Annotated in this window: 24 protein-coding genes and 2 pseudogenes; 7 read left to right on the top strand and 19 right to left on the bottom strand. The window is 59.6% G+C overall.

Features of this window, described 5'->3' with window-relative positions; all coding sequences use genetic code 11:
- Positions 1–5: 5 nt before the first annotated feature.
- Together RHM60_RS20320 and RHM60_RS20315 are read left to right on the top strand one after the other, a co-directional pair.
- Positions 6–1,031 (top strand): outer membrane protein assembly factor BamD, encoded by a 1,026-nt coding sequence (locus RHM60_RS20320; protein ID WP_004372374.1) that lies wholly within the window; start codon positions 6–8, stop codon positions 1,029–1,031.
- A gap of 126 nt (positions 1,032–1,157) precedes the next feature.
- Positions 1,158–1,391, top strand: coding sequence for a PP0621 family protein (locus RHM60_RS20315; protein ID WP_231422484.1), 234 nt, complete (start codon positions 1,158–1,160; stop codon positions 1,389–1,391).
- Here RHM60_RS20315 and thiO read toward each other — a convergent pair.
- The 5 genes from thiO to pilV form a co-directional block, all read right to left on the bottom strand.
- Positions 1,378–2,487, bottom strand: coding sequence for a glycine oxidase ThiO (thiO, locus tag RHM60_RS20310; RefSeq protein WP_322212619.1), 1,110 nt, complete (start codon positions 2,485–2,487; stop codon positions 1,378–1,380). The genes RHM60_RS20315 and thiO overlap by 14 nt on opposite strands.
- A 62-nt stretch (positions 2,488–2,549) precedes the next feature.
- Entirely contained in the window at positions 2,550–2,951 is a 402-nt protein-coding gene (locus RHM60_RS20305; RefSeq protein ID WP_322212617.1) for a type IV pilin protein, read from the bottom strand.
- Positions 2,952–2,962: 11 nt separating this feature from the next.
- On the bottom strand, positions 2,963–3,484 hold the full coding sequence (locus RHM60_RS20300) for a pilus assembly PilX family protein (RefSeq protein ID WP_322212616.1): 522 nt from the start codon (positions 3,482–3,484) through the stop codon (positions 2,963–2,965).
- Positions 3,485–3,491: 7 nt separating this feature from the next.
- Positions 3,492–4,199: a PilW family protein gene (locus RHM60_RS20295; RefSeq protein WP_322212614.1), complete on the bottom strand. Its 708-nt coding sequence runs from the start codon at positions 4,197–4,199 to the stop codon at positions 3,492–3,494.
- Positions 4,196–4,669 (bottom strand): type IV pilus modification protein PilV, encoded by a 474-nt coding sequence (gene pilV, locus RHM60_RS20290; RefSeq protein WP_322212613.1) that lies wholly within the window; start codon positions 4,667–4,669, stop codon positions 4,196–4,198. Before pilV ends, RHM60_RS20295 begins: the two co-directional genes overlap by 4 nt.
- A 206-nt stretch (positions 4,670–4,875) precedes the next feature.
- On the opposite strand from pilV, the gene RHM60_RS20285 reads away from it, so the two are divergent.
- A complete protein-coding gene (locus RHM60_RS20285) occupies positions 4,876–5,457 on the top strand; it encodes a GspH/FimT family pseudopilin (protein ID WP_322212611.1) in 582 nt (193 codons plus the stop codon).
- On the opposite strand, the gene ispH is transcribed toward RHM60_RS20285, so the two are convergent.
- The 6 genes and pseudogenes from ispH to murJ form a co-directional block, all read right to left on the bottom strand.
- Positions 5,411–6,358, bottom strand: coding sequence for a 4-hydroxy-3-methylbut-2-enyl diphosphate reductase (gene ispH / locus RHM60_RS20280; RefSeq protein WP_209988424.1), 948 nt, complete (start codon positions 6,356–6,358; stop codon positions 5,411–5,413). The two genes, RHM60_RS20285 and ispH, sit on opposite strands and share 47 nt — an antisense overlap.
- A gap of 163 nt (positions 6,359–6,521) precedes the next feature.
- Positions 6,522–6,959 carry an FKBP-type peptidyl-prolyl cis-trans isomerase gene (fkpB, locus tag RHM60_RS20275; protein ID WP_322212610.1) on the bottom strand — a complete coding sequence of 146 codons (438 nt, stop codon included), beginning with the start codon at positions 6,957–6,959 and terminating at the stop codon, positions 6,522–6,524.
- Positions 6,952–7,464, bottom strand: coding sequence for a signal peptidase II (gene lspA / locus RHM60_RS20270; RefSeq protein WP_322212608.1), 513 nt, complete (start codon positions 7,462–7,464; stop codon positions 6,952–6,954). Before lspA ends, fkpB begins: the two co-directional genes overlap by 8 nt.
- The gene (gene ileS / locus RHM60_RS20265; RefSeq protein WP_322212606.1) at positions 7,457–10,288 is read right to left on the bottom strand and encodes an isoleucine--tRNA ligase; all 2,832 of its coding nucleotides are present in this window, start codon (positions 10,286–10,288) and stop codon (positions 7,457–7,459) included. The genes lspA and ileS overlap by 8 nt, the downstream gene beginning before the upstream one ends.
- A gap of 14 nt (positions 10,289–10,302) precedes the next feature.
- Positions 10,303–11,241, bottom strand: coding sequence for a bifunctional riboflavin kinase/FAD synthetase (ribF, locus tag RHM60_RS20260; protein WP_209988410.1), 939 nt, complete (start codon positions 11,239–11,241; stop codon positions 10,303–10,305).
- 119 nt (positions 11,242–11,360) lie between these two features.
- Positions 11,361–12,898, bottom strand: a pseudogene (murJ, locus tag RHM60_RS20255) (murein biosynthesis integral membrane protein MurJ).
- A 253-nt stretch (positions 12,899–13,151) separates the two neighbouring features.
- Between murJ and rpsT the strand changes: the two are divergent.
- The gene (gene rpsT / locus RHM60_RS20250) at positions 13,152–13,430 is read left to right on the top strand and encodes a 30S ribosomal protein S20 (protein ID WP_003188401.1); all 279 of its coding nucleotides are present in this window, start codon (positions 13,152–13,154) and stop codon (positions 13,428–13,430) included.
- 280 nt (positions 13,431–13,710) lie between these two features.
- Here rpsT and RHM60_RS20245 read toward each other — a convergent pair whose 3' ends face one another.
- Positions 13,711–14,196 carry an FKBP-type peptidyl-prolyl cis-trans isomerase gene (locus RHM60_RS20245; RefSeq protein ID WP_004372402.1) on the bottom strand — a complete coding sequence of 162 codons (486 nt, stop codon included), beginning with the start codon at positions 14,194–14,196 and terminating at the stop codon, positions 13,711–13,713.
- On the opposite strand from RHM60_RS20245, the pseudogene RHM60_RS20240 reads away from it, so the two are divergent.
- From RHM60_RS20240 to RHM60_RS20230, 3 genes and pseudogenes are all read left to right on the top strand, one after another.
- Positions 14,165–14,293 (top strand): annotated as a pseudogene (locus RHM60_RS20240) (DUF3565 domain-containing protein); the annotation flags it as partial. The gene RHM60_RS20245 and the pseudogene RHM60_RS20240 overlap by 32 nt on opposite strands.
- A gap of 77 nt (positions 14,294–14,370) precedes the next feature.
- Positions 14,371–16,470 (top strand): phosphate acetyltransferase, encoded by a 2,100-nt coding sequence (gene pta, locus RHM60_RS20235; RefSeq protein ID WP_209988404.1) that lies wholly within the window; start codon positions 14,371–14,373, stop codon positions 16,468–16,470.
- On the top strand, positions 16,471–17,370 hold the full coding sequence (locus RHM60_RS20230; protein ID WP_322212602.1) for an acyltransferase: 900 nt from the start codon (positions 16,471–16,473) through the stop codon (positions 17,368–17,370).
- A gap of 173 nt (positions 17,371–17,543) precedes the next feature.
- Here the strand turns inward: RHM60_RS20230 and RHM60_RS20225 are convergent.
- The 7 genes from RHM60_RS20225 to RHM60_RS20195 all read right to left on the bottom strand — a co-directional run bounded on the left by RHM60_RS20225 (position 17,544) and on the right by RHM60_RS20195 (position 25,376).
- Positions 17,544–18,766, bottom strand: a protein-coding gene (locus tag RHM60_RS20225) for an IS3 family transposase (RefSeq protein ID WP_322212102.1) whose coding sequence is annotated in 2 segments (ribosomal slippage) — positions 17,544–18,415 and positions 18,415–18,766 — 1,224 coding nt in all. Because the reading frame shifts where the segments join, the coding sequence is not laid out codon by codon here.
- 159 nt (positions 18,767–18,925) lie between these two features.
- Positions 18,926–19,711, bottom strand: coding sequence for a TSUP family transporter (locus RHM60_RS20220; protein ID WP_122674817.1), 786 nt, complete (start codon positions 19,709–19,711; stop codon positions 18,926–18,928).
- Between the two features lie 72 nt (positions 19,712–19,783).
- On the bottom strand, positions 19,784–20,863 hold the full coding sequence (locus RHM60_RS20215; protein ID WP_322212601.1) for a hypothetical protein: 1,080 nt from the start codon (positions 20,861–20,863) through the stop codon (positions 19,784–19,786).
- 245 nt (positions 20,864–21,108) lie between these two features.
- Positions 21,109–23,007: a sulfate adenylyltransferase subunit CysN gene (gene cysN, locus RHM60_RS20210; RefSeq protein ID WP_209988397.1), complete on the bottom strand. Its 1,899-nt coding sequence runs from the start codon at positions 23,005–23,007 to the stop codon at positions 21,109–21,111.
- Positions 23,008–23,060: 53 nt separating this feature from the next.
- Positions 23,061–23,402 carry a four helix bundle protein gene (locus RHM60_RS20205; protein WP_209988394.1) on the bottom strand — a complete coding sequence of 114 codons (342 nt, stop codon included), beginning with the start codon at positions 23,400–23,402 and terminating at the stop codon, positions 23,061–23,063.
- Between the two features lie 104 nt (positions 23,403–23,506).
- Positions 23,507–24,424 (bottom strand): sulfate adenylyltransferase subunit CysD, encoded by a 918-nt coding sequence (gene cysD / locus RHM60_RS20200; RefSeq protein WP_122456775.1) that lies wholly within the window; start codon positions 24,422–24,424, stop codon positions 23,507–23,509.
- A gap of 193 nt (positions 24,425–24,617) precedes the next feature.
- A complete protein-coding gene (locus tag RHM60_RS20195; RefSeq protein ID WP_322212600.1) occupies positions 24,618–25,376 on the bottom strand; it encodes a Nif3-like dinuclear metal center hexameric protein in 759 nt (252 codons plus the stop codon).
- Positions 25,377–25,423: the final 47 nt, after the last annotated feature.

The raw sequence follows: 25,423 nt of genomic DNA, 5'->3' as shown, positions 1-25,423 counted from the left end.
CCGCCATGCAAGTGAAACACCTGCTGCTGATCGCCATCCTCGCCATGACTGCTGCTTGCTCGTCAACAAAGGACGTCGTCGACGAAAACCTGAGCGAAGTCGAGCTGTACCAGCAAGCTCAGAAAGACCTGGACAATAATAGCTACACCAGTGCCACAGCCAAGCTGAAGGCCCTGGAGTCGCGTTATCCGTTCGGGCGCTACGCCGACCAGGCGCAGCTCGAGCTCATCTACGCGAACTACAAGAACGCCGAGCCGGAAGCTGCCAAGTCCGCTGCAGAGCGGTTCATCCGCCTGCACCCACAGCACCCGAACGTAGACTATGCCTACTACCTCAAGGGCCTGACCTCGTTCGATCAGGACGTAGGCCTGCTGGCGCGCTTCCTGCCGCTGGACATGACCAAGCGTGACCCGGGCGCTGCCCGCGACTCCTACAACGAGTTCGCCCAGCTGACCAGCCGCTACCCCAACAGCCGCTACGCGCCGGACGCCAAGCAGCGCATGATTTACCTGCGCAACCTGCTGGCGTCCTACGAGATCCACGTCGCCCACTACTACCTGACCCGTCAGGCTTATGTAGCGGCGGCCAACCGTGGTCGCTATGTAGTGGAAAACTTCCAGGAGACCCCTTCGGTGGGTGACGGCCTGGCGGTAATGACCGAGGCCTACCAGCGTCTGCACCTGGACGAGCTGGCCAACACCAGCCTGGAAACCCTGAAGCTCAACTACCCTGATCACCCAAGCCTGAAAGACGGTCAGTTCGTGCCTCAGGTGGCTGAAGCCGACAATCGTTCGTGGCTGAGCAAGTACACCCTGGGCCTGATCGACTCCCGTCCACCGCTGCCGCCGGGTGAAACCCGCGCCAACCAGGACGTGATCAAGCAGTACCAGGACGCCAAGGATGCCATTCCTTCCGAGCTCAAGCCCCATGACGAAAACGGTGACGTGATCGAGGAGCAGGAGCCACAGGCCCTGGGCAATAACCAGGACCGCTCGTGGTTCAGCTACATGACCTTCGGCGTGTTCGACTGACCTGTCCAACGCAACGCAAAAGGGAGCTCTCGGGAGCTCCCTTTTTCATGGGCGCGTATTTATGCACTGTGCGCCCGTCGCGTCCTTGGCTAAACTGCCGCATTCCCTGTCGAGAAACTGCCCATCATGGTTCGTCTACTGTTCTGGATTGCCGTCATTGCTGCCGCGGTATGGTTATGGCGCACGTTCAAAAGCCCGGCAGCTCGGCAGCAACGCCCCGGCGAACCCGGCGCGGCGCTGATGGTGCGCTGCGCCCACTGTGGCGTGCATTTGCCGCAGGATCGCGCCATCAGTTCGCACCAGGACTGGTATTGCACCCAGGCGCACCTGGAGCAGGGGCCGAAATCTATCCAGCGTTGAGCCGACCTGCCGGCGCATAGGGCGCAGGGTCGATGATCGGCACCTGCTCAAGCAGCAAGTCCGCGAACAACTGACAGGATGCCGGGGCAAGCACCAGGCCATTGCGGTAATGCCCGCAGTTGAGCCACAGCCCCTTGAAGCCGGGCACCTCGCCGATATACGGAATGCCCTCCGGCGAGCCCGGGCGCAAACCAGCCCAATGGCCAACCACTTCGGCATCCGCCAACCCGGGTATCAACTCCACGGCCGACGCCTTGAGACTGTCCAGCGCGAACCGGGTTGGCGTCTTGTCGAACCCTGAGTGCTCCAGGGTGCTGCCGATCAGAATGTGACCGTCGCGTCGGGGAATCGCATAACGCCCCTTGGCCAACACCATGCTCGATAAAAAGTCAGGCGCACAGCTGTACAGAATCATCTGACCCTTGACCGGCTCAACGGGCAGCGACAAGCCCAGTTTGGCCAGTAGCTCCCCGCTCCAGGCGCCGGCCGCGAGCACCACCTGATCACCCAGGATCGGACCCGCTGGCGTGTTCACACCCACCGCGGTGTCACCGTCCAGAACGAACCCATCGACCTCGCACTGCTCTTGAATGGTCACACCCGGCAATGCCAACAACGCGGCCTTGAGGGATTTGACCAGGCGCGGATTGCGCACATTGGCCACGTTTGCCATGTAGATGGCCTGGGCGTAACCGCCGCCCAATGCGGGAACGGCATCGTGCGCCGCCGAAACATCGACTTTGCTCAACGGTCGACCTTCGCGGGCTGCCCACGCCAGCGCTGCGTCTTCGTCATCCAGGTCCAGCCAGTACAAACCGGTGGTGTACACCTCTGGATCGACGCCGGTTGCGGCAAATAATTGCGCTGCCAGCTGTGGATAAAAATCCTGGGACCAATGGGCCAGTGCAGTGACTGCCGGGCTGTAGCGCCAAGGGTACAGCGGCGAAACGATCCCGCCACCCGCCCACGAAGACTCCTGGCCAAGGCCGGCGCGGTCCAACAGAACCACTGCCAGCCCTTGAGTGGCAAGGTTGAACGCCGTCAGCAATCCAATTACACCGCCGCCGACAATCACCACTTGCTGTTGCTTAGCCATTATTTGATCCAGCCAATAAAAGGGGAAAGGCGCGCCCGGCGCCCATTCTTCCTGCACGCTCATCACTGCCCCCAGCATGTCTTGCGCGACATGTCGGGGGTCACCCCCGGGTTGGTGCGCTCCCCCGTGCTGGCGAGACCGAATGCCCCGCAGGGATCAGCCGCCATCACCGAATCGGCGACAGGCGTCGCGAGCAGGCTGAATGCGTAGAGATCCAATGCAGCCGTGATTCTATAGCGATCATTGCCATCACTGACGCCGCTCGCATCAATAAAGGTGCCGTTTCGGCTGTAAAAGCGCTCGAGATGCTGCGCCTGCTGCGTCAACAACGCGACGATTTCTGCACGGTATGCCTTTTTTACATGGCTGGTGTAGCCGGGATAGGCAATACCGGCCAGCAACGCGATGATCGCCACGGCGATCAGTAACTCGATCAGGGTAAACCCCCTGCTATCCCTGCCCATTTACACGCTCCCTAGTGCAATTGCCGCCACAGGACCCGCCGATACTGCGCGTCCTCCCCCTCTCCCACCTGCGCGTACATGGCCTCCAGCACGGTACGCACCTGCCCACTGATCCCCACGGCCGTGACCCGAAACAGCGGCGCCGCGGCCTGGGGCAGCAGATGCGGCAACCCCGTTGTCGGCCCCAGCGACTGAACCCCATAGAAACCGTTCGTCATGGCAAGCCACTTCACTGCCGAAACAGGATGGGTCCCAGGCCCCGTCACTGAAGCCGACTCCCCCGGTGGCCCACAGGTCATGACCGATGCGCACAACGGCCACGCGGCAGCGGCTCGACGCAGGCTCGACTCACCCAATCTCAGGCCGCTTTCGGCACTTTGCAGCGATTGATTGCGATGCCACGCACTGCCCGCGCTTTTCTGCTGCGACACAGCGTCCTGCATCGACGACAGGCCGGCCAGTGACAACAGCAGCAGGAATACCAGGCTGATCATTAACGCCATGCCCTTCTGCCGATGATCAATTGCGCACATACGCCCCCTATCCCACCCGATTACGCAGCGCCGCAACGACGCTGTAGGTCTGGTTTTTCACGCGCCCGGTGGGGTCCTGCAGTGTCAGGCGGATACGCACGCTACGGATCAACGACTCGTCCGCCGGGCTCTGTTCATAACGCACAACATGGCGCGACTCGGACCGAGCGGCCACGCCAAAGCTCAAGTCGAACGCCTGCACGTTATCCACCAGCACCGTTTTCGCCGGAGCCGCCGGGGTGCTGACCTTCAACTGGCCCGACTCGAAGGTGTAGGTCAATTGCCGTATCGCGAAACGTATCTGCCCTGGGGTTAACGAAGGCGGTGCACCGGCAAAGGCTTGCGCATGGCCGGAACAGTCGGACAGCACCGTCCAATCCGGCAGGCCGTTGCCCTCTCCCATATCGGCCGTCACCAACGTCAGCGACTTCGAGCCTCCCGTCGCACGCCAACTGATCGGCCGCTCAAACGCCACCGGCGCATTGTCGACAAACGCCGTGGCCTGGCAGCCAAACATGCCCACCTGCCGAATATCCTGAATCATTTTGCCGAGCACGAAGCGTGCATCATCCTGCAGCAGCATTGCCGCCTGCTGGCTGGCCTGGGACGCTCGAGCACTGATCGCCACATGGCTGACACCCAGGGTCAGCAGCAGGCCGACTGCCAACGCCAGCAGCATCTCCACCAGGCTGAAACCTCGAACAGCGCGATTCATCGGGTCACGTCCGCGTCGCCGCTGATGCGGCTGGTCAGGGTGAAGGTTTGCCGTGCCCCCTGGATGTTCGAGCCCCGCGTGTCATCCCAACTGAGACTGACGGTCACATCGCTACCGCGAATGGCGACCGCGCCTTTGGCACTTTCACCGGCAAACTCGGTGATGTTTGCGTCGAAATCATGCAAGTCGAGGTCACGCACACTGGCGCTCGAGCTGGCCGGTGGCGCGTGCCCGGTGCGCGCCCATGCGTAATCAGCCCCGGCATTGGCGCGCATGCGGTCCAGCATGTCGTAGGCGATGAAGCTGGCCTGACTGATCATGCGTGCGCTGTCGGTGTACTTGAGCGCGTTGAGCTGGACCACCGCCGCGCCCAGCAGGCCGACGGCGAGTATGAGCATCGCCACCAGCACTTCGATCAAGGTCATGCCCGCTTGGCACTTGGGGCAAAAGGGAGTTGGGCAGCCAGGCATTTACCGTCGTTATCCATGTCGAGGGCCGAAAACAAGCAGGAAGATCCTGCGGTGCGACCCAAGACTAGCGGCGCTTTTCGAACCCCGCCGCTGCCGGAACAAAGGGAAATACTTTGGACATGAAGGCCATCATTCAGCGCACGGACTGGCGCGCTATACCTGAACAGGCAACCTCAATGCCCATCGCGTCCACGGAGGGACGACTTATGAAACAGCGAGGCTTTACCCTGATCGAACTGCTGATCGGGTTAATTATGAGCGGCATCCTGGCGCATTTGGCCGTGCCGAGCTTCAAGGGCTTGCTGGAGTCCCGGCACCGCCAGGACGCCGCGCAATCCCTGGCCAGCGGCATGCGCTACGCGCGCACCGAGGCCATCGCACGGAATCGGCCAGTGATCATTCACGCCGTGGACGACGACTGGAGCCGTGGATGGCGCGTGGTAGTGGACATGAGCGGACGCGGCTATAAGGACGACGATAATCCGGTGCTGCGGGTACGCCAGGACGGCGCACGCGTGCCGATGGTAGGTAACAGCCCGGTCAGAAGCCAGGTGCGTTTCAGTGGGATGGGCGAGCCGGTCTTCGCCGGCGGGGGATTTCGTGCTGGCACTGTGCATGTATGCGGCGCGGATCAGGCGCTGAGCCTGTATCAGGTGGTGCTGGCGCCCAGCGGACGCATCAGCCTGCGCAGCGACAGGGCCGAGCAGGCGTTGTGCCGGAGTGGCTCCGGCACCCTGGCAATCAGAGCAGCGAGCGAACCCGCAGCTCCTTGGGCATGGAGAAAGTGATGTTTTCTTCACGACCGGCCAACTCGTCGGCACCGGTGGCACCCCAGGCGTGCAGTTGCTGGATCACGCCGCGCACCAGCACTTCCGGAGCCGAGGCGCCAGCGGTGATGCCGATGCGCTCGACACCGTCGAACCAGCTGCGCTGCAGGTCTTCGGCGCCGTCGATCAGATACGCTGGTGTCGCCATGCGCTCAGCCAGCTCGCGCAAGCGGTTGGAGTTGGAGCTGTTGGGGCTGCCGACCACCAATACCACATCGCATTCGTCGGCCAGTTGCTTGACCGCATCCTGGCGGTTCTGCGTGGCGTAGCAGATGTCGTCCTTGCGCGGGCCGCCAATGGCCGGGAAGCGCGTGCGCAAGGCATCGATCACACGGCTGGTGTCGTCCATGGACAACGTTGTCTGGGTCACGAAAGCCAAACGCTCGGGATTCTGCACCTGCAAGCTGGCGACGTCTTTTTCGTCTTCCACCAGATAAATGGAGCCGCCGTTAGTGGCGTCATACTGGCCCATGGTGCCTTCGACTTCCGGGTGACCGGCATGGCCGATCAGGATGCATTCACGGCCGTCGCGGCTGTAGCGCGCCACCTCGATGTGCACCTTGGTGACCAGCGGGCAGGTGGCGTCGAATACTTTAAGGCCCCGCCCCGCCGCTTCGGTGCGCACGGCCTGGGAAACCCCGTGGGCGCTGAAGATGACGATTACGTCGTCCGGCACCTGGTCAAGCTCTTCGACAAAAATGGCACCGCGTGCGCGCAGGTCTTCGACCACGAATTTGTTGTGGACGACCTCATGACGCACGTAAATCGGTGGCCCGAAGACTTCCAGGGCGCGGTTGACGATTTCGATCGCCCGGTCCACGCCGGCACAGAAGCCACGGGGGTTGGCGAGTTTGATTTGCATGCTGTGCCTCGTGTCTTGCAGCCAGTTTGAGTCAGGTGTTGACGCTGGCCGAACTGCCTGTGGAGATCAAAGGTGGGAGGGGCTTGCTCCCGATGGCGGTGCGTCAGTCAATTTTTTCATACCTGACCCACCACTATCGGGAGCAAGCCCCTCCCACATTTAGTTACAGCGCTTTAACGTCGATGATTTCAACGTCGAACGTCAAGGTTTTACCGGCCAACGGGTGGTTGAAGTCGATGGTCACTTGCGCGTCATCGAAGGTTTTGACCACGCCGGGCAATTCGGTATTGGCCGCATCATTGAAGATCACCAGCAAACCTTCCGACAGGTCCATGTCCTGGAACTGCGAACGCGGGATGATCTGCAGGTTTTGCGGGTTGGGCTGGCCAAAGGCGTTTTCCGGCAGGATCTGCAGGGTGCGCTTGTCGCCGGCCTTGAACCCGAACAGGGCCGCTTCAAAACCCGGCAGCAGGTTGCCGTCGCCGACCTTGAAGGTCGCCGGGGCCTTGTCGAAGGTGCTGTCGACGGTGTCGCCATTTTCCAGGCGCAGTGCGAAGTGCAAGGTAACTTGGGTGTTCTGGCCGATGCGTTGATCAGTCATTGACGGGCTCCCCGGTCTTCTTGCTCTTGAACATATCCAGCGCGAGCATGATGGCACCGACGGTGATGGCGCTGTCAGCAAAGTTGAACGCCGGGAAATAGTGGCGGTTCTGCCAATGCACCAGGATAAAGTCGATCACATGGCCGAGGGCAATGCGGTCGTACAGATTGCCCAGCGCGCCACCCAGCACCAGCGCCAGGGCGACGGCCAGCCAGGTGTCATCACGGCCCAGACGCTTGAGCCACACTACCAGCACCGCACTGACCACCACGGCGATCAGGGCGAACAGCCAGCGTTGCCAACCGCCGCTGTCAGCCAGGAAGCTGAAGGCGGCGCCGGTGTTGTAGGCCAGGGTCCAGCTGAAGTAATCCGGGATCACCACGATTTGCTGGAACATTTCCAGGGAGCCTTCGAAATGAGCTTTGCTGACCTGGTCGATGACCAGCACCAGCAAGCTCAATACGAGCCAGCCCAGGCGTCCGAAACGGCTGGTTGCCTCAGGCATAGTGGCGTACCTCGCCACTGCCTGTGATGTTGTCGACGCAACGACCGCAGATTTCCGGATGCTCAGGATTCACGCCGACATCTTCGCGGCAGTGCCAGCAACGGGCGCACTTGGGGAAGGCCGACTTGACCACTTTGAGCTTGAGGCCCGGCACTTCGGTGGGGACCGCGTCTGCCGGGGCCTGGGCGAACGGTGCCAGGCTCGCGGTGGAAGTGATCAGCACGAAGCGCAGTTCGTTGCTCAGCTTGCTCAGGTCGGCGGTCAGGCCTTCCTCGGCAAACAGGGTGACTTCGGCTTGCAGGTTGCCACCGACGGCCTTGGCCGCACGCTGGACTTCCAGCTCCTTGTTCACCGCGACCTTGACGGCCATCACGCCTTCCCAGTACTCGCGGCCCAGTTCGAAGTCGGCCGGCAGTTCGGTCAGGCCTTCGTACCAGGTGTTGAGCATCACGGACTCGTTACGCTCGCCCGGCAGGTATTCCCACAGTTCGTCGGCGGTGAACGCCAGGATCGGCGCGATCCAGCGCACCAGCGCTTCGCTGATGTGGTACAGCGCAGTCTGCGCCGAGCGGCGCGCCGTGCTGTTGGCGGCGGTGGTGTACTGGCGGTCCTTGATGATGTCGAGGTAGAAACCACCCAGCTCCTGCACGCAGAAGTTGTGGATCTTCGAGTAGACGTTCCAGAAACGGTATTCGCCGTAGTGTTCCTGCAACTCGCGCTGCAGCAACAGGGTACGGTCCACAGCCCAACGGTCCAGGGCCAGCATGTCCTCGGCCGGCAGCAGGTCGGTGGCCGGGTTGAAGCCGGTCAGGTTGGACAGCATGAACCGTGCGGTATTGCGGATGCGCCGGTAGGCATCGGCGCTGCGCGCCAGGATCTGCTCGGAAACAGCGATCTCGCCCGAGTAGTCGGTCGACGCTACCCACAGACGCATGATGTCGGCGCCCAGGGTGTCGTTGATCTTTTTCGGCTCGATCACGTTTTTGAGCGACTTGGACATCTTGCGGCCCGTCTCGTCGACGGTGAAGCCGTGGGTCAGCAGCTCGCGGTACGGCGCGTGGTTGTCGATGGCGCAACCGGTCAGCAATGACGAGTGGAACCAGCCACGGTGCTGGTCGGAACCTTCCAGGTACAGGTCGGCACGCGGGCCGGTCTCGTGGCCCATCGGGTGCGAACCGCGCAGCACGTGCCAGTGGGTGGTGCCGGAATCGAACCACACGTCGAGAGTGTCGCTGATCTTGTCGTACAGCGGCGCTTCGTCGCCCAACAGCTCGGCAGCGTCCATCTTGAACCAGGCTTCGATGCCTTCCTGTTCGACGCGCTGGGCCACGACTTCCATCAGTTCGACGGTGCGCGGGTGCAGTTCGCCGCTTTCCTTGTTGAGGAAGAACGGGATCGGCACGCCCCAGTTGCGCTGGCGGGAGATGCACCAGTCCGGACGGTTGGCGATCATCGAGTGCAGACGCGCCTGGCCCCAGGCGGGGACAAACTGGGTGTCTTCGATGGCGCTGATTGCGCGCTTGCGCAGGGTGTCGCCGCTGACAGGCTCTTTATCCATGCCGATAAACCACTGCGCGGTGGCGCGGTAGATCAGCGGGGTCTTGTGGCGCCAGCAGTGCATGTAGCTGTGCTTGATGGTTTCAGTGTGCAGCAGCGCACCGACTTCCGTCAGTTTTTCGATGATCGGTTCGTTGGCCTTGAAGATGAACTGGCCGCCGAAGAACTCCAGGGACGGCGCATAGACGCCGTTGCTCTGTACCGGGTTGAGGATCTCGTCGTTGACCATGCCATAAGCCTTGCAGGTCACGAAGTCGTCCACGCCGTAAGCCGGCGCGGAGTGCACCACGCCAGTACCCGAACCCAGCTCGACATACTCGGCCAGATACACCGGCGACAGGCGGTCATAGAACGGATGGCGGAAATTGATCAGCTCCAGCGCGGAGCCGGTGGCGGTGGCGATCACCGACCCTTGCAGTTCGTAGCGCGCCAGGCACGCCTCGACCATTTCCTCGGCCAGCACCAGCAGGCGATCACCCACATCCACCAGGGCATAGGTGAACTCCGGGTGAACGTTCAACGCCTGGTTGGCCGGGATGGTCCACGGGGTGGTGGTCCAGATCACGATGGCCGCCGGCTTGCTCAGGCTCGCCAGGCCGAACGCCTGGGCCAGTTTGGCTTCGTCGGCGATCGGAAAGGCCACGTCGATGGTCGAAGACTTCTTCTCTTCGTACTCGACTTCCGCTTCGGCCAGCGCCGAACCGCAGTCGAAGCACCAGTTCACGGGCTTGAGGCCCTTGAACACGAAACCGCCCTTGACGATTTCGGCCAAGGCGCGGATTTCACCGGCCTCGTTCTTGAAGTTCATGGTCTTGTAGGGGTTGTCCCACTCGGCCAGTACCCCCAGGCGGATGAATTCGGACTTCTGCCCTTCGATCTGCTCGGTGGCGTAGGCACGGCACAGCTCGCGGGTTTTATCGGCGCCCAGGTTCTTGCCGTGGGTCACTTCGACCTTGTGTTCGATCGGCAGGCCGTGGCAGTCCCAACCCGGGACATACGGCGCATCGAAGCCCGACAGGGTCTTGGAGCGCAGGATCATGTCCTTGAGAATCTTGTTCAGCGCATGACCGATGTGAATCGTGCCGTTGGCATAAGGAGGGCCGTCGTGCAGGACGAATTTCGGACGATCCTTGCCAATTTCGCGCAACTTACCGTACAGGCCAATACTGTCCCAGCGCTGCAGGATCTGCGGTTCGCGCTGTGGCAGGCCGGCCTTCATTGGGAAGGCGGTGTCCGGAAGGTTTAGCGTGGCTTTATAGTCGGTCATTTAAGGCTCTTCGGTTAGCGATGGGCGCTAGGTGCGGCTAGTGCACGGGCGGCGGCGACATCCGCATTGATCGCCGTTTTCAATGCCTCAAGCGAGGCGAAGCGCTGCTCTTCACGCAGCTTCTGGTGGAAAACCACCGTAATGCGCCGGTCGTATAAATCGCCGGCAAAATCCAGCAGATGAACTTCCAGGTGGGCCTTGCCATCACCTGCAACCGTGGGCCTGACGCCTATGTTGGCGACTCCTGGCCACGATTGGCCGTCAATGTCCACGCCAACCAGATAGACCCCGGTCAGCGGCACACGGCGGCGCTTGAGTTGCACATTGGCCGTTGGCGTGCCCAGTTGGCGCGCCAGCTTCTGACCGTGCAGGACCCGCCCGGCAATGCGGAACGGGCGACCGAGCAAACGCTCGGCGAGGGCAAAGTCGGCAGCGGCCAGGGCGTTACGCACCTGGGTGCTGCTCACGCGCAGGCCGTCCAGTTCGACGGTTTGCGCGGCTTCAACGGTGAATCCCTGGTTGACGCCGGCGTGTTGCAGGAAATCGAAATCGCCCACGCGGTCGCAGCCAAAACGGAAGTCGTCGCCGACCTCCAGGTGCTGCACGCCCAGGCCGTCGACGAGGATACGGTCGACGAATTCAGCAGCGCTGAGGCTTTGCAAGCGCTGATTGAAGGCCAGGCAGAGCACGCGGTCGACGCCTTCTTCGGCCAGCAACTGCAGCTTGTCGCGCAAACGCGCCAGACGCGCAGGCGCTGTATCGGGGCTGAAGAACTCCCGCGGCTGTGGTTCAAAAATCACCACGCAGCTGGGCACGCCCAGCTCGACAGCACGCTCACGCAGCCGGGCCAGGATAGCCTGGTGACCACGGTGAACACCGTCAAAGTTGCCAATAGTGGCGACGCAGCCCCGATGCTCGGGGCGCAGGTTGTGGAGACCTCGAACCAGCTGCATAACGCGCTTCTTGCTCATAAAGTGGTCGATTATAACCACACCCGGCCCCGGACGACAGGCAACAGCGCAGGCCAAATGGGTCGAATCGATAAAACAGCTGTTTTATCGCGGCAAACTCTCTATTGCAGGGACTTGCGATTGAAATCGCGCAAGCGGAAACCCTGCAGCAGCAACATCCCGAAGTACGCCCCCCCCCGGCCACCACCAATACGCCAAGGCGCATGAAGCGCTCCAGCATGAAGCCCTGGTCCCACGCCGGCATGAAGTGCATCAGCCCGAGCAGCACCGCCGACATCACCACCACCGCCACCAGCAGCTTGAGCGCAAACAGGCCCCAGCCCGGTTGCGGCTGATACATCTGCTGCTTGCGCAACTGGTAGAACAACAGGCCTGCGTTGATGCAGGCACCTGCGCTGATGGCCAGGGCCAGGCCGGCATGGGCCAGCGGGCCGATAAACACCAGGTTGAGCAGTTGCGTGACGACCAGCGTGAAAATGGCGATTTTCACCGGTGTGCGGATGTTCTGCTGGGCATAGAAGCCCGGCGCCAGCACCTTGATCACGATGATGCCGAGCAGGCCCACCGAATAGGCGATCAGTGCGCGCTGGGTCATCAAGGCGTCATGCGCGTCGAATTGGCCGTACTGGAACAGTGAGACGGTCAATGGTTCGGCCAGGATTCCCAGGGCCAGGGAGCACGGCAGCACCAGCACGAAACACAGGCGCAGGCCCCAATCGAGAATGCGCGAGTACTCCTGGCGATCCTTGCTGGCGTAAGTGCGCGCCAGGGTCGGCAACAGAATCGTGCCCAGCGCCACGCCGAGCACGCCGGAGGGAAGCTCCATCAGACGATCGGCGTAGTACATCCATGACACCGAGCCCGAGACCAGCAGCGAGGCGAACGCGGTGTTGATGATCAGAGAGATCTGGCTCACCGACACGCCAAGGATCGCCGGCAGCATATTGCGCATGACGCGCCAGACGCCGGTGTCCTTGAGATTCAGGCGCGGCAGCACGAGCATGCCGATTTTTTTCAGGTGCGGCAGCTGGTAAAGCAGCTGCGCCAGGCCACCGGCGAGGACAGCCCAGCCGAGCGCCATGACCGGCGGGTCGAAGTAGGGCGTGAGGAACAGCGCGAAAATAATCATGCTGACGTTGAGCAGGGTCGGCACGAACGCCGGCACCGAAAAGCGGTTCCAGGTGTTGAGGATAGCGCCGGCCAGGGACGACAGCGAGATCAGCAATATATAAGGAAAGGTCACGCGCAGCAGATCGGTGGTCAGCGCGAATTTTTCCGGGGTATTGGCAAAACCGGGGGCCGTGGCCCAGATCACCCAGGGCGCGGCGAGCATGCCCAGGATCGTTACCAGCATCAGCACGAGGGTCAGCAGGCCTGAGACGTAGGCAATAAAGGTGCGGGTGGCCTCCTCGCCCTGCTGGGTTTTGTATTCGGCCAGGATCGGCACAAACGCCTGTGAAAACGCACCCTCGGCAAAGATCCGTCGTAGCAGGTTGGGCAGTTTAAAGGCGATGAAGAACGCATCCGTGGCCATGCTGGCGCCGAAAATGCGCGCCAGCAGGGTGTCGCGCACAAACCCCAAAACCCGGGAGATCATCGTGATAGAGCTGACGGCAGCCAACGATTTGAGCAGATTCATTGAAAGAGTTTGCGCCTATAGATAAAGAGCAGGCGAACTAAGCGCCTACTTATGCGATACTGCGCGCCTGCAACAGCACAGCGCCAAAGCTCGCGAGTTTACAGGTCAAGCGCCGGAAATAAATCACCCGCCTCTTCAGATCGACCACTCAGCAGTTCGCATCAGCCGCCCTTGACAACCCGTCAAGTCATCGGCATGATTCGCGGCCTATTTTGTTTGCTATTTCCTAAAAAGTCTTTCGAGGAGCTCGACGGTGGCCAACACACCTTCCGCCAAAAAACGTGCAAAACAGGCTGAGAAGCGTCGCAGCCACAACGCCAGCCTGCGTTCCATGGTTCGTACCTACATCAAGAATGTAGTTAAAGCCATCGACACCAAAGACGCTGAAAAAGCTCAAGCAGCCTACGTTCTGGCTGTGCCGGTTATCGACCGTATGGCTGATAAAGGCATCATCCACAAGAACAAGGCCGCTCGCCACAAGAGCCGCCTGAATGGCCACATCAAGGCTCTGAGCGTTCCTGCTGCAGCCTGAGTGGTAACAACTGCACACGCGACGTCAGTTGCGTAACAGTTAGAAAATGCCCCGTATCGAAAGGTCCGGGGCATTTTTGTGTGTGCCTGAAAATCACCACAGCTCCACCTGTGGGAGGGGGCTTGCTCCCGATGCCGGAGGATCAGTCACCAGATGTGCTGACTGACCCTCAGCCATCGGGAGCAAGCCCCTCCCACATTTGGATCGCGTACATTCTCAGGACAAAAAAACGCCCCGAACCAGTCGGGGCGTTTTTGCTGCCAGCTGATTAACGCATCAATCAGTGCTGGTGACCGCCTTCGCCGTGAACGTGGCCGTGAGCCACTTCTTCCTGGGAAGCGTCGCGGATGGCCACGATCTTCACCTGGAAATTCAGACGCTGGCCAGCCAGCGGGTGGTTGCCGTCGACGGTGACGTCATCGCCGTCCAGGTCGCGGATGGTGACGATCTGCATCTGGCCATCCGGCGCTGAAGCGTGGAACTGCATACCCACTTCCAGCTCGTCGACACCTTCGAACATGCTGCGGCTCAGGGTGCTGACCAGTTCGGCGGAGTATTCGCCGTAGGCATCTTCAGGTTCTACGGCAACGGTCAGCTCATCACCCACCTCTTTGCCCTCCAGAGCCTTTTCCAGGCCTGGGATGATGTTACCTGCGCCTTGCAGGTAGACCAGCGGCGCGCCGCCGGCGGAGCTGTCGATGACCTCACCAGCGTCGTTGGTCAGGGTATAGTCAATGGAGACAGCCTTGTTGGCGGCGATCGGCATGGGGCGAGACCTTTTGCAGAAGAATGAAGAACGGACAAGTCTAAACAAGGATTTGCCCGAAAGCGAACAGAACCCGGACGGACGGGACCGAATAACGATAACCTTGGCACCTGATTTACGGTAGACGCTCACGCATAGAGCGCCACCCAAGCCATGCACCTCCAGAGAATTCGCATGCAGACTTTTTTTATCGCGCCCACCGATTTTGGTGTGGGTCTGACCTCCATCAGCCTCGGGCTGGTGCGCACCCTCGAGCGGGCCGGGCTCAAAGTCGGCTTCTTCAAGCCGATCGCCCAGCCGCACCCGGGCGACACCGGCCCTGAACGCTCCACCGAGCTGGTCGCCCGCACCCATGGCCTGAAACCACCGCAACCGCTGGGCCTGGCCCATGTGGAACGCATGCTCGGCGACGGTCAGCTGGATGAGCTGCTCGAAGAAATCATCACCCTTTACCAGCAGGCTGCCGTGGGCAAGGACGTGCTGATTGTCGAAGGCATGGTGCCGACCCGTAGCGCCAGTTACGCGGCGCGGGTCAACCTGCACCTGGCCAAGAGCCTGGATGCCGAAGTGATCCTGGTGTCGGCCCCGGAAAACGAAGTGCTCACCGAACTCTCCGGCCGCGTCGAATTGCAGGCCCAGCTGTTCGGCGGGCCGAAAGACCCGAAAGTGCTCGGCGTGATCCTCAACAAGGTGCGCACCGATGAAAGTATGGAAGCCTTCTCGGCGCGCCTTAAAGAGCACTCGCCTTTATTGCGCAGCGGTGATTTCCGCCTTCTGGGCTGCATTCCCTACCAACCCGAACTCAACGCCCCGCGTACCCGCGACGTGGCCGACCTGATGGGCGCGCAGGTGCTCAACGCCGGCGATTACGAAACCCGGCGCATGACCAAGATCATCATCTGCGCCCGTACCATGCGTAACACCGTGGAGCTGCTCAAGCCCGGCGTGCTGGTGGTGACCCCCGGTGATCGCGACGACATCATCCTCGCGGTGAGCCTGGCCGCCATCAACGGCGTGCCGCTGGCCGGCCTGCTGCTGACCAGCGACACCCTGCCCGACCCACGCATCATGGATTTGTGCCGGGGCGCCTTGCAGGCCGGGCTGCCGGTGCTGTCGGTGAGCACCGGTTCCTACGACACGGCCAACCAGCTCAACAGCCTGAACAAGGAAATCCCCATCGACGACCGCGAGCGCGCCGAGATCATCACCGATTTCGTCGCCAGCCACCTCGATGCGCGCTGGCTGCACCAACGGTGCGGCACGCCACGGGAGATGCGCCTGTCGCCGGCGGTGTTCCGCTACCAGTTGATCCAGCGCGCCCAGGCCGCCAACAAGCGCATCGTATTGCCCGAAGGCAGCGAGCCACTGACCGTGCAGGCCGCCGCCATCTGCCAGGCGCGGGGCATCGCCCGCTGCGTGTTGCTGGCCAAACCTGCGGATGTGGAAGCGGTGGCTCGTGCCCAGGGCATCGAACTGCCCGCCGGCCTCGAGATTCTCGACCCGGACCTGATTCGCCAACGCTATGTCGAACCGATGGTGAAGCTGCGCAAGAGCAAGAGCCTCAACGCACCGATGGCCGAGCAGCAACTGGAAGACACCGTGGTGATCGCCACCATGATGCTCGCGCTGGATGAAGTCGACGGCCTGGTCTCCGGCGTGATTCACTCCACCGCCAACACCATCCGCCCCGCCCTGCAGTTGATCAAAACCGCACCGGGCTGCACGCTGGTGTCGTCGGTGTTCTTCATGCTGTTCCCCGAGCAGGTGCTGGTGTACGGCGACTGCGTGATGAACCCGCACCCAAGTGCGGCGGAGCTGGCGGAAATCGCCCTGCAAAGCGCCGACTCGGCGGCCGCGTTCGGCATTACCCCGCGAGTGGCGATGATCAGCTACTCCAGCGGCGACTCGGCCAGCGGCGAAGAAGTGGAGAAAGTCCGCGAAGCCACCCTGCTCGCCCAAGAACAGCAAAGCGCGCTGCTGATCGACGGCCCGCTGCAATACGACGCCGCCGCCAACGAAGCGGTGGCCCGGCAACTGGCGCCCAACAGCCAGGTGGCCGGCAAGGCCACGGTGTTCGTGTTCCCTGACCTGAATACCGGCAACACCACCCACAAGGCCGTGCAACGCAGCGCTGATTGCGTGAGCCTGGGGCCGATGCTTCAGGGCCTGCGCAAACCGGTCAACGATCTGCCGCGCGGCGCGCAGGTAGACGATATCGTGTACACCATCGCACTGACTGCGATCCAAGCCGCCAACCGACCTATGGATATCTGAATGCTGGATTTTCTGCCTGCTGCCGTGCGCGGGGTGATTGCTTCCCTGCTGCTGGCGTTGAATACGATCCTGTTGTGTTCGTTCCTGTTTATCGTCGCGCTGTTCAAGGCGCTGCCCTTCGCCAAGCGTTTCAGCGAATGGCTGATGAACCACACGCATGAAGCCTGGGTGACCAACAACAAGGGCTGGATGAACCTGGTGCGCCGCACGCGCTGGCACCTGAGCGGCCTTGAGGGCCTGGACTACCAGCACTCGTACCTGGTGACCAGCAACCACCAGAGCTGGGTCGATATCATGGTGCTGCAATACGTGTTGAATCGGCGGATTCGCCCGCTGAAGTTCTTCCTCAAGCAGGAGCTGATCTGGGTGCCGGTGATTGGTCTGGCCTGGTGGGCATTGGGCTTCCCGTTCATGAAGCGCTACACCAAGGCCTACCTGGAAAAGCACCCGGAGAAGAAAGGCAAGGACCTGGAAACCACCCGCAGGACCTGTGCGAAGTTTCGTCACAATCCGGTGGGGATTTTCAATTTTGCCGAAGGCACGCGGTTTACACCGGGCAAGCATGCCCAGCAGAAATCGCCGTTTCGCTATCTGCTCAAGCCCAAGGCTGGCGGGATTGCGTTTGTGCTGGATGCAATGGGTGAACAACTGAAGTCACTGGTGAACGTGACCATCCACTACCCTGCCGGCCGCCCGGGTTACTGGGATTTGCTGTGTGGGAACGTGCAGGATGTGGTGGTGCAGTTTGAAGAGGTGCAGATTCCAGCCGAGTTCATTGGCAAGAATTATGAGCAGGACGGGGAGTACCGGTTGGCGTTCCAAGGCTGGATCAATCGGTTGTGGGAAGAGAAGGATGCCCTGCTGGACAAACTTCACACCGATTTCCCAGGCAAACAATGATCAAAAATGTGGGAGGGGGGTTGCTCCCGATAGCGGTGTGTGAGCCGAGCATCTACTAGCTGACACACTGCAATCGGGGGCAAGTCGAATCGTCGCACCGCCCCTCCCACAGTTGACCAAGTGATTTTTCAAAGCTTGTCTAGTCCTGAAATAGGTTTACACCTGTTTCAGTCTCAAAACGCCTGATGCACCGCATCGGGCGTTTTGTATTTCAGGGATAAGTGCGGCCGCTCCCCGTTGTAGATCAGCACCGACTCATCCACCATTTTTACGGCATCCGCCAAATCTTTGGGCCGGTGCAGCAAAAACTCAGTTTTCAAAATCCCGTTTACCCGCTCTGCCATCGCGTTCTGATAGCAATCGTAGCCATCCGTCATTGAGCACTTGATCCCATGCTTGGCGTGCATTTGCTGGTACAGGTCGGAGCAGTATTGGGCCCCGCGATCCGAGTGATGGATCAGCGATTGCTTGGATTTTCGCTGGCTAACAGCTTTCTGCAATGCTTTGACCACCGACTCCGTATGCAGGCTGTCATGTACATGATGACCCACGATCTTGCGTGAGTACGCGTCTGTTATCAGGCTGACGTAAACGACACTTTCCCGCGTGGGCAGATAGGTAATATCTGCAACCCAAACCTGCTCGGGCCTGCCAGCGACAACTTGTTCCGGGCCTGCTTTGAGCAGGTTGGGATGGCGGCGGAACCGATGATGGCTATGCGTAGTTTTATGATAAGCACGCTTTCGAGGAACCAGCTCTCGCGCTTCGCGCAAGATGGAAAAAAGACGGTCTCGACCAACAATTACCTGCACTTCAGCCTCAGTGCTCATCAGATAATGCAGCTTGCGCGTGCCTAACCTCGGCTGGCGACGCCGCTTTTCCAGAACAAAGTCCACTACTTGCTGGTCTTGGTGAGCTCTCGCATCAACGGCTCGGTTACGTTTGTAATACGCTTGGCGCGAAATTCCCATGAACAGGCAAGCCCTGGTAATGCTCAGGTCTTGGATTTGCCCTTGCGAGAGGACTTGCCGGGTCGCTTTTTTACGATGGACACACCGTAATCATTTTTCAAGACGTTCACGACAGCTTCAAAGAACTGGGCCTTTTGATTGCTCAGCGCCAACTGTTCTTCAAGCTCTTTAATCCGCTGCTCGGGTGTCAGCGGGAGGTTGGGGTCGGTCATCGGCCTGCTCCGCGGCGCTCGGATTGAGGCGCCTTGGCTCCAGTCCTGTCGGCCATGCTTGCGTAGCCAAACCAGTACCGTGGACCGGCCCTGAATGCCAAAGCGCCGTTGAGCCTCTTTATAACTCAACTCGCCTTTTTCGACTTGGTCTACGACCGACAATTTAAAAGCTAGCGTGTAATCGCGTTGGCTGCGCCTTTTTCCCGTATCCATTGAGTCCTCCTGAAGAAAGGTCAGAAGGTGTAAACCTTATTCAGGACGGGACAGCTCCCACAAAAAAGCCCGCCACCGAGTGCTCGGTGGCGGGCTTTTTTGTGGCCGCGATCCTTACCACGCCAGAAATCAAAAATCATTCCAGACTGGCGATTACCACTAAGTTAATAGCCGAATAACCGCAACGCGCAAAGGATTGGTTTCTACACTCAACAACTTGATAGCTAATGCACAGCAGACCACGATCAACATTGGCTTGATAAGCCGCGGACCGACCCGCACAGCGGCGCGGGCACCAAGCTGCGCACCAATGAACGCCGCCAAAGCCATCGCGATCGCTAATGGCCAGATAATTACACCCTTTGTAATAAAGACCGCTAATGAACCCAGGTTACACGACGCATTGGCGAGCTTGGTAAAACTCATAGCCCGCATCATGCCCAAGCCGCAGAGAAGAACAAAACCGACGATAAAAAAGGAGCCTACACCGGGACCAAAAATTCCGTCGTAAAACCCCAAAATCGGCGCCACTGTAAATGAGAAAAGCAAAATGCTGATTTTTTTGCGTCGATTTTCATTCGCTAGCTTTGGCGAGAGCGCAAAATAAACGGCAACCAAAATCAGCATAATCGGAACACATACTTCCAGGTAGTGTTTATCAATAGAGCTAACCAAGAGTGCCCCGCTGGCGCCCCCGATAAACCCGCAAATGATCAAGAAACGGCTTTCACGCCACTCTATCAATCCCTTGCGAGCGAACGTCAGGGTTGCGGAGACAGTTGCTGAAGCAGCTTGAAACTTGTTTGTTGCAATTGCACTGATAGGATCTACACCAGCCAAAAACAACGCTGGCAATGTGATCAAACCGCCCCCTCCAGCAATCGCATCAAAAAAACCGGCACAAAAAGCAACGAGTGCCAATATGCCAATAACATCCCAAGACATTACATTTCCTTTATGAGTGCTTGCCAATCATGCGTGTGACTGACTATTAAACAATCCTGAGTCACACTGTTTTCATCCCTTGAGCAGTAGCGGATCTTCAGAAATAACAAGAGAAGAAGAAGACTTTGAAAGACCGAAGATTCGCACCAAGACGCGTCTATTGTTTTTAATGACATCACGACAATGTAATGCCCGAACGTTATTGATAATAATTGCCGACTCCTGAGTCAGACAATACTCAATGGGAGCCGCCTCTCCCACACACTGGCAAAAAACGTTATAGGCATTTTTTACAAAGTCCGAGGCGTCATCACTTACCGAAAATCGGTATGAGTTAAAACGGGCGGAGAAGCCAAATTTGTCGTCAAATTCTAAGATCGAAACACCGTATCCATTTTCTCCTTTGCCACTGACGAAAGAATCACTGCGGGTGAACTGAAAATTATCAGTGGTCAAAGCGAGGCAATTGGCAATGCCTATTCTCTCCAACACAGGAGGCAAAGGAATAACAGTTGTTGGTTCCATGCCTGGATTCCACAAAGCCGAGAGTATGAGTGAGGAAGGAGACGGTGAATGTCCATTTTTTGCATTTACTGAACACCAATAAGGCGCTTCAGTATGTGGGCCCAGCGCAAGACCGGAATGGGAACTCAGCTCTTTAACATCAGGCTCGACTTGGATTTCATTGAGCCCGCCGCCCTTGAAATTAGCCACTAGCCGAACCAGTTTTCCGTTATTGTCCATGTCATACGCGAAGGCCGTATTATCTACTAAATTAAGCAGGATTTGATTGCGTGCTGCCAAACATAGGACGTCATGCCGGCGTTCGAGAGAAATAAGATCGGGGAGTTCTTCGGGAGGTCCTGTATCGGTAATTTTTTGCAGCCCCTCAAAAATCAGCAGAGAGACCAACCCGTCGGAATAAGCCCGAAGAAGTTCGCATTGACCTTTTGAAAATGAGTACTTTAACTCGGTGGCCGCGGATAGGGCCTTGGTCCTGGCCCCTGATGCTTGCGGGCCACCAATGGCTACCAAGCCCTCGGAAAACTTATGAAGCAAGTTTGATTGATGCCTGTCAAAACTAAAAACCTTGAGCTCCTGCTCTACAGAACCCCCAACAACTTCAATTACATCACTCACAAAGTCATCCACTACTTACATCCTTGTTTTCATACTGCCTGATGTTCGAATTCAGACAGAATAAATACACTTAGGAGGTGATAGCGATAGGCAAGATCCTTTGCGTCTGAGGGAAAATTCCTAAATTTAGACCTGCGCACCACGCGGACAAATAACAAAGTATTTGTATAGATATTGTCTGCTGCCTGCAGAAGATCGGGCATGAAAAAGCCCGCCACCGAGTGCTCGGTGGCGGGCTTTTTTTGTGGGAGCGAGGTTTAGATCGCGCCGCGCTGACGCAACAACTCCAGCACCTGCTTGACGCTGTCTTCCAGCGACACGGCCTGGGTGTCGATCACCAGATCGGCGTTCAACGGCACGTCGTAAGGGAAGGACTCACCGGGGATGTTGTCCCCGCCCGCCGCGTACAAGCCTTGCGGATCACGCTCGGCACACACCAGCGGCGAAGCCTGTACATACACGGTCAGCAAGCGGTCACTGCCGATCAGCGCCTTGGCCTGTTCACGGCCTTCGGCATCCGGGGCGACAAACGCGGCCAGGGTCAGCAGACCGGCTTCGTTGAACTGGCGCGCCACATGCGCGGCGCGACGCCAGTTCTCGGTGCGACCGGCGCGGTCCTGCGGCAAGCCCTTGTTCAGATCGTGACGCAGGTTCTGGCCATCCAGCACGAACACCGCGCGGCCCATGTCGAACAGCTTGCGCTCGACCGCATAGGCCAGCGTGCTCTTGCCGGCGCCAGAGAGGCCGCTGAACAACACGGTGGCCGGCTGCTGGCCGAAGCGCTGGGCGCGTTCTTCGGTGCCCACGTGGGCGAGGCTGCCGTGTTGCGCCGCGCCGCCATGACCGACCGGTGGCGCGATGATCATGCCCGCCGCCACGGTGCCGTTGGTCAAGCGGTCGATAACGATAAAAGCGCCGGTGGTGCGGTTGCTGTCGTAACCGTCCAGGGCGATGGCGGCGTCGAGGCTGACCTTGACCCGGCCAATCTCGTTCAACTGCAGGGAACTGGCCGGGCCTTCGGCCAGGGTGTTCACGTCCACACGGTGCACGATGCTGGTGATGGAACCCGGCACGTAGCTGGTGGCGCGCTTGATGTCGTATTTCTTGCCCGGCAGCATCGGCTCTTCGGCCATCCACACCAGCATGGCGTCGAAGGCGTCGGTCACTTGCGGCACGTTGCCGGCGTGTACCAGCAGGTCGCCACGGGAGATATCGATTTCGTCTTCCATGGTCAGCGTCACGGCCTGGCCGGGGCCTGCCTGCTCCAGTTCACCCTCGAAGGTGACGATGGATTTGACGCGGCTGCTTTTGCCGGACGGCAGCACCACGATCTCGTCACCCTTGTGCACGATGCCGCTGGCCAGGGTGCCGGCGAAACCACGGAAGTTCAGGTTCGGACGGTTGACGTACTGCACCGGGAAACGCAGGTCGGTGTAGTTGCGATCGTTGGCGATCTCGACGGTTTCGAGAATCTCCATCAGCGACTGCCCGGTGTACCAGGGCGAACGCTCGCTCTTGTTCACCACGTTGTCGCCTTTGAGCGCCGACATTGGCACGAAAGCCAGGGTGCTGGGCTTGAAGGCGATACCGTCGGCGAACTTCAGGTAATCTGCCTTGATCTGCTCGAATACGCTTTGGTCGAAGCCATTGATGTCCATCTTGTTGACGGCCACCACGATGTGTTTGATGCCCAGTAACGAGGCGATGAAGCTGTGGCGACGGGTCTGGGTCTGCACGCCATAGCGGGCATCGATCAGGATGATCGCCAGGTCACAGGTGGAGGCACCGGTGGCCATGTTGCGGGTGTACTGCTCATGCCCCGGGGTGTCGGCAATGATGAATTTGCGCTTGGCGGTGGAGAAGTAGCGGTAGGCAACATCAATGGTGATGCCCTGCTCGCGCTCGGCCTGCAGGCCGTCGACCAGCAAGGCCAGGTCGATGTCATCGCCGGTGGTGCCGGACTTCTTCGAATCGCGGGTGATGGCTTCCAGGTGATCTTCGTAGATCATCTTGGAGTCGTGCAGCAGGCGCCCGATCAGGGTGCTCTTGCCGTCGTCGACGTTGCCGCAGGTCAGGAAGCGCAACATCTCTTTGCGCTCGTGCTGGCCCAGGTAGGCGAGGATGTCCTCGCTGATCAAATCAGATTGATGGCTCATTGGGTTCAAGCTCCAAGCTGTAAGCTTCAAGCGGCAAGCTTGTCGGCGTACAGCTAGTCAGAAATTTTGTTGATCAGGCCGCAGAGCATTTTTGACAGCTCGCGAGTTTCTGTAATCCAGTTGTCAGCCAGCGGCTGGGCGATGTAAGCAACGTCACTACCAATGAGAATTTGTGTCCGTAACTCTCCACAGGAAGCCTTCGCAATCCAAAGAAAACGGATCTTTTCTTTGGCACTGCAACGCTCCATGCCTTCGGCAATATTGGAGGGTATTGAGAGTGCCGAGCGAGTAATCTGGTCTTTGAAGCCAAAATCCTTGCATCGCGCAAACTCTCGATAGATTCCCACCGCCAAACCCTTGCTTCTTTGCCAAACAAGCAACTTCTCGAAGTCCATTACGAGTCACTCAATCGCGGCTCGCAACAACCGGCTGCAAGCACCAAACCACAAAGCTACGCATACCGCCTTTAACTTGCAGCTTGCCGCTTGTAACTCAAAGCCTAGAAATACCCTTGCCGTTTTTTATCTTCCATGGAGCCGGCGCCATCGTGGTCGATGACCCGGCCCTGGCGCTCGGAAGTTCGCGTCAGGAGCATTTCCTGAATGATGTCCGTCAGCGTCTCGGCTTCGGACTCCACCGCGCCCGTCAACGGGTAGCAGCCAAGGGTACGGAAACGTACTTTCTTTTTGACGATGCGGGCTTTGTCTTCGTCGGACAGGTGCTCGAGGATGCGGTCGTCGTCGATCATGATCAACGTGCCGTTCTTCTCGATCACGTCGCGCTCGGCGGCGAAGTACAGCGGCACGATCGGGATGCCTTCCAGGTAGATGTACTGCCAGATGTCCAGCTCGGTCCAGTTGGACAGCGGAAACACACGGATCGACTCGCCCTTGTTGACGTTGCCGTTGTAGACGTTCCACAGCTCGGGGCGCTGGTTTTTCGGATCCCAGCGGTGCTTGCTGTCGCGGAACGAGTACACGCGCTCTTTGGCACGGGATTTCTCTTCATCGCGACGGGCACCGCCGAACGCTGCGTCGAAACCATGCTTGTCCAGGGCCTGCTTGAGGCCCTCGGTCTTCATGATATCGGTGTGCTTGGCGCTGCCGTGGGTGAAGGGGTTGATGCCTTGCGCCACGCCGTCCGGATTGATGTGGGTGATCAGGTCCAGGCCCAGTTCTTCAACCATCTGGTCGCGGAACTTGTACATTTCCTGGAATTTCCAGCGGGTGTCGACGTGCATCACCGGAAACGGCAGTTTGCCCGGGAAGAAGGCCTTGCGTGCCAGATGCAGCATCACGGCGGAGTCTTTACCGATCGAGTAGAGCATCACCGGGTTATCGAACTCGGCGGCGACCTCGCGGATGATGTGGATGCTTTCCGCCTCCAGCTGTTTCAGATGCGTCAGTTTGTCGACCATGGTTACTCACGGAAAAACGATCTTATGGACGGCCTGCGGGCCGTGTTCGAGCGGGGCATGCTAGCACAGCGACTTCTTCTATTCAGGGAGCCAGCTAGATCGAAACGGTATATGAATATGCCGCCGAGTTTGGCAGTGCAATGCAGTCAATGTGGGAGGGGGCTCGCTCCCACATGTGCCGCAAATTAGTGGCTTAGATTGGATTGGGGCAGTCGATGAACAGGTGTTCCAGGGCGAAGCGCCGCGCCAGGTAATCGCCCAGCGCCTGCACGCCATAGCGTTCGGTGGCGTGATGGCCGGCGGCGATGAAGCTGATGTCGTTTTCCCGCGCGCTGTGGAAGGTTTGCTCGGAGGCTTCTCCGCTCAGGTACAGGTCGACACCTGCGGCAATCGCCTGGTCGATGTAGCCCTGGCCACCCCCGGTGCACCAGCCGATACGGCGGATCATCGGGCTGCCTTCGATCAGCAACGGCTCGCGGCCCATCACGTCCTGCACACGACGGGCGAAGTCGCGGGGCGACAATGGCTCGGCCAGGGAGCCGACCAGGCCGACAACCTTGGGGTTGCCCGGGTCCAGCGGGCCTTCGACCGTGATATCCAGCTGCCGCGCCAGTTGCACGTTATTGCCGACATCGGCGTGCAGGTCCAGCGGCAGGTGGTAGGCCAGCAGGCTGATGTCGTGCTGGAGCAGGGTTTTCAGGCGGCGCTGCTTCATGCCGGTGATGCATGGGTTTTCGCCCTTCCAGAAATACCCGTGGTGCACCAGCACCAGGTCACCGCGCGCGTCGACCGCCGCGTCCAGCAGGGCCTGGCTGGCGGTGACGCCGCTGACGATGCGCATCACCTGCGGGCGCCCTTCCACCTGCAGGCCATTGGGGCAGTAATCGGCGATTTTTGCGCTGGCGAGGTAGCGGTCCGCTTCCTCGACGAGGGTAGTAAGGGGGACGGCCATAAAAGACTCCTAAATATCCGGTTCCGAGGCGCTCGCAGCCTCGTATA

The sequence above is a fragment of the Pseudomonas sp. MH9.3 genome (genome assembly GCF_034354675.1).
Classification (GTDB): domain Bacteria; phylum Pseudomonadota; class Gammaproteobacteria; order Pseudomonadales; family Pseudomonadaceae; genus Aquipseudomonas.
This window is presented reverse-complemented; position numbering and strand designations above follow the sequence as displayed.

Coding starts and splice junctions, on each gene's coding strand:
- RHM60_RS20320 (WP_004372374.1), top strand. CDS start 6: ATGCAAGTGAAACACCTGCTGCTGATCGCCATCCTCGCCATGACTGCT.
- RHM60_RS20315 (WP_231422484.1), top strand. CDS start 1,158: ATGGTTCGTCTACTGTTCTGGATTGCCGTCATTGCTGCCGCGGTATGG.
- thiO (WP_322212619.1), bottom strand. CDS start 2,487: ATGGCTAAGCAACAGCAAGTGGTGATTGTCGGCGGCGGTGTAATTGGA.
- RHM60_RS20305 (WP_322212617.1), bottom strand. CDS start 2,951: ATGGGCAGGGATAGCAGGGGGTTTACCCTGATCGAGTTACTGATCGCC.
- RHM60_RS20300 (WP_322212616.1), bottom strand. CDS start 3,484: ATGTGCGCAATTGATCATCGGCAGAAGGGCATGGCGTTAATGATCAGC.
- RHM60_RS20295 (WP_322212614.1), bottom strand. CDS start 4,199: ATGAATCGCGCTGTTCGAGGTTTCAGCCTGGTGGAGATGCTGCTGGCG.
- pilV (WP_322212613.1), bottom strand. CDS start 4,669: ATGCCTGGCTGCCCAACTCCCTTTTGCCCCAAGTGCCAAGCGGGCATG.
- RHM60_RS20285 (WP_322212611.1), top strand. CDS start 4,876: ATGAAACAGCGAGGCTTTACCCTGATCGAACTGCTGATCGGGTTAATT.
- ispH (WP_209988424.1), bottom strand. CDS start 6,358: ATGCAAATCAAACTCGCCAACCCCCGTGGCTTCTGTGCCGGCGTGGAC.
- fkpB (WP_322212610.1), bottom strand. CDS start 6,959: ATGACTGATCAACGCATCGGCCAGAACACCCAAGTTACCTTGCACTTC.
- lspA (WP_322212608.1), bottom strand. CDS start 7,464: ATGCCTGAGGCAACCAGCCGTTTCGGACGCCTGGGCTGGCTCGTATTG.
- ileS (WP_322212606.1), bottom strand. CDS start 10,288: ATGACCGACTATAAAGCCACGCTAAACCTTCCGGACACCGCCTTCCCA.
- ribF (WP_209988410.1), bottom strand. CDS start 11,241: ATGCAGCTGGTTCGAGGTCTCCACAACCTGCGCCCCGAGCATCGGGGC.
- RHM60_RS20245 (WP_004372402.1), bottom strand. CDS start 14,196: ATGCCGATCGCCGCCAACAAGGCTGTCTCCATTGACTATACCCTGACC.
- pta (WP_209988404.1), top strand. CDS start 14,371: ATGCAGACTTTTTTTATCGCGCCCACCGATTTTGGTGTGGGTCTGACC.
- RHM60_RS20230 (WP_322212602.1), top strand. CDS start 16,471: ATGCTGGATTTTCTGCCTGCTGCCGTGCGCGGGGTGATTGCTTCCCTG.
- RHM60_RS20220 (WP_122674817.1), bottom strand. CDS start 19,711: ATGTCTTGGGATGTTATTGGCATATTGGCACTCGTTGCTTTTTGTGCC.
- cysN (WP_209988397.1), bottom strand. CDS start 23,007: ATGAGCCATCAATCTGATTTGATCAGCGAGGACATCCTCGCCTACCTG.
- RHM60_RS20205 (WP_209988394.1), bottom strand. CDS start 23,402: ATGGACTTCGAGAAGTTGCTTGTTTGGCAAAGAAGCAAGGGTTTGGCG.
- cysD (WP_122456775.1), bottom strand. CDS start 24,424: ATGGTCGACAAACTGACGCATCTGAAACAGCTGGAGGCGGAAAGCATC.
- RHM60_RS20195 (WP_322212600.1), bottom strand. CDS start 25,376: ATGGCCGTCCCCCTTACTACCCTCGTCGAGGAAGCGGACCGCTACCTC.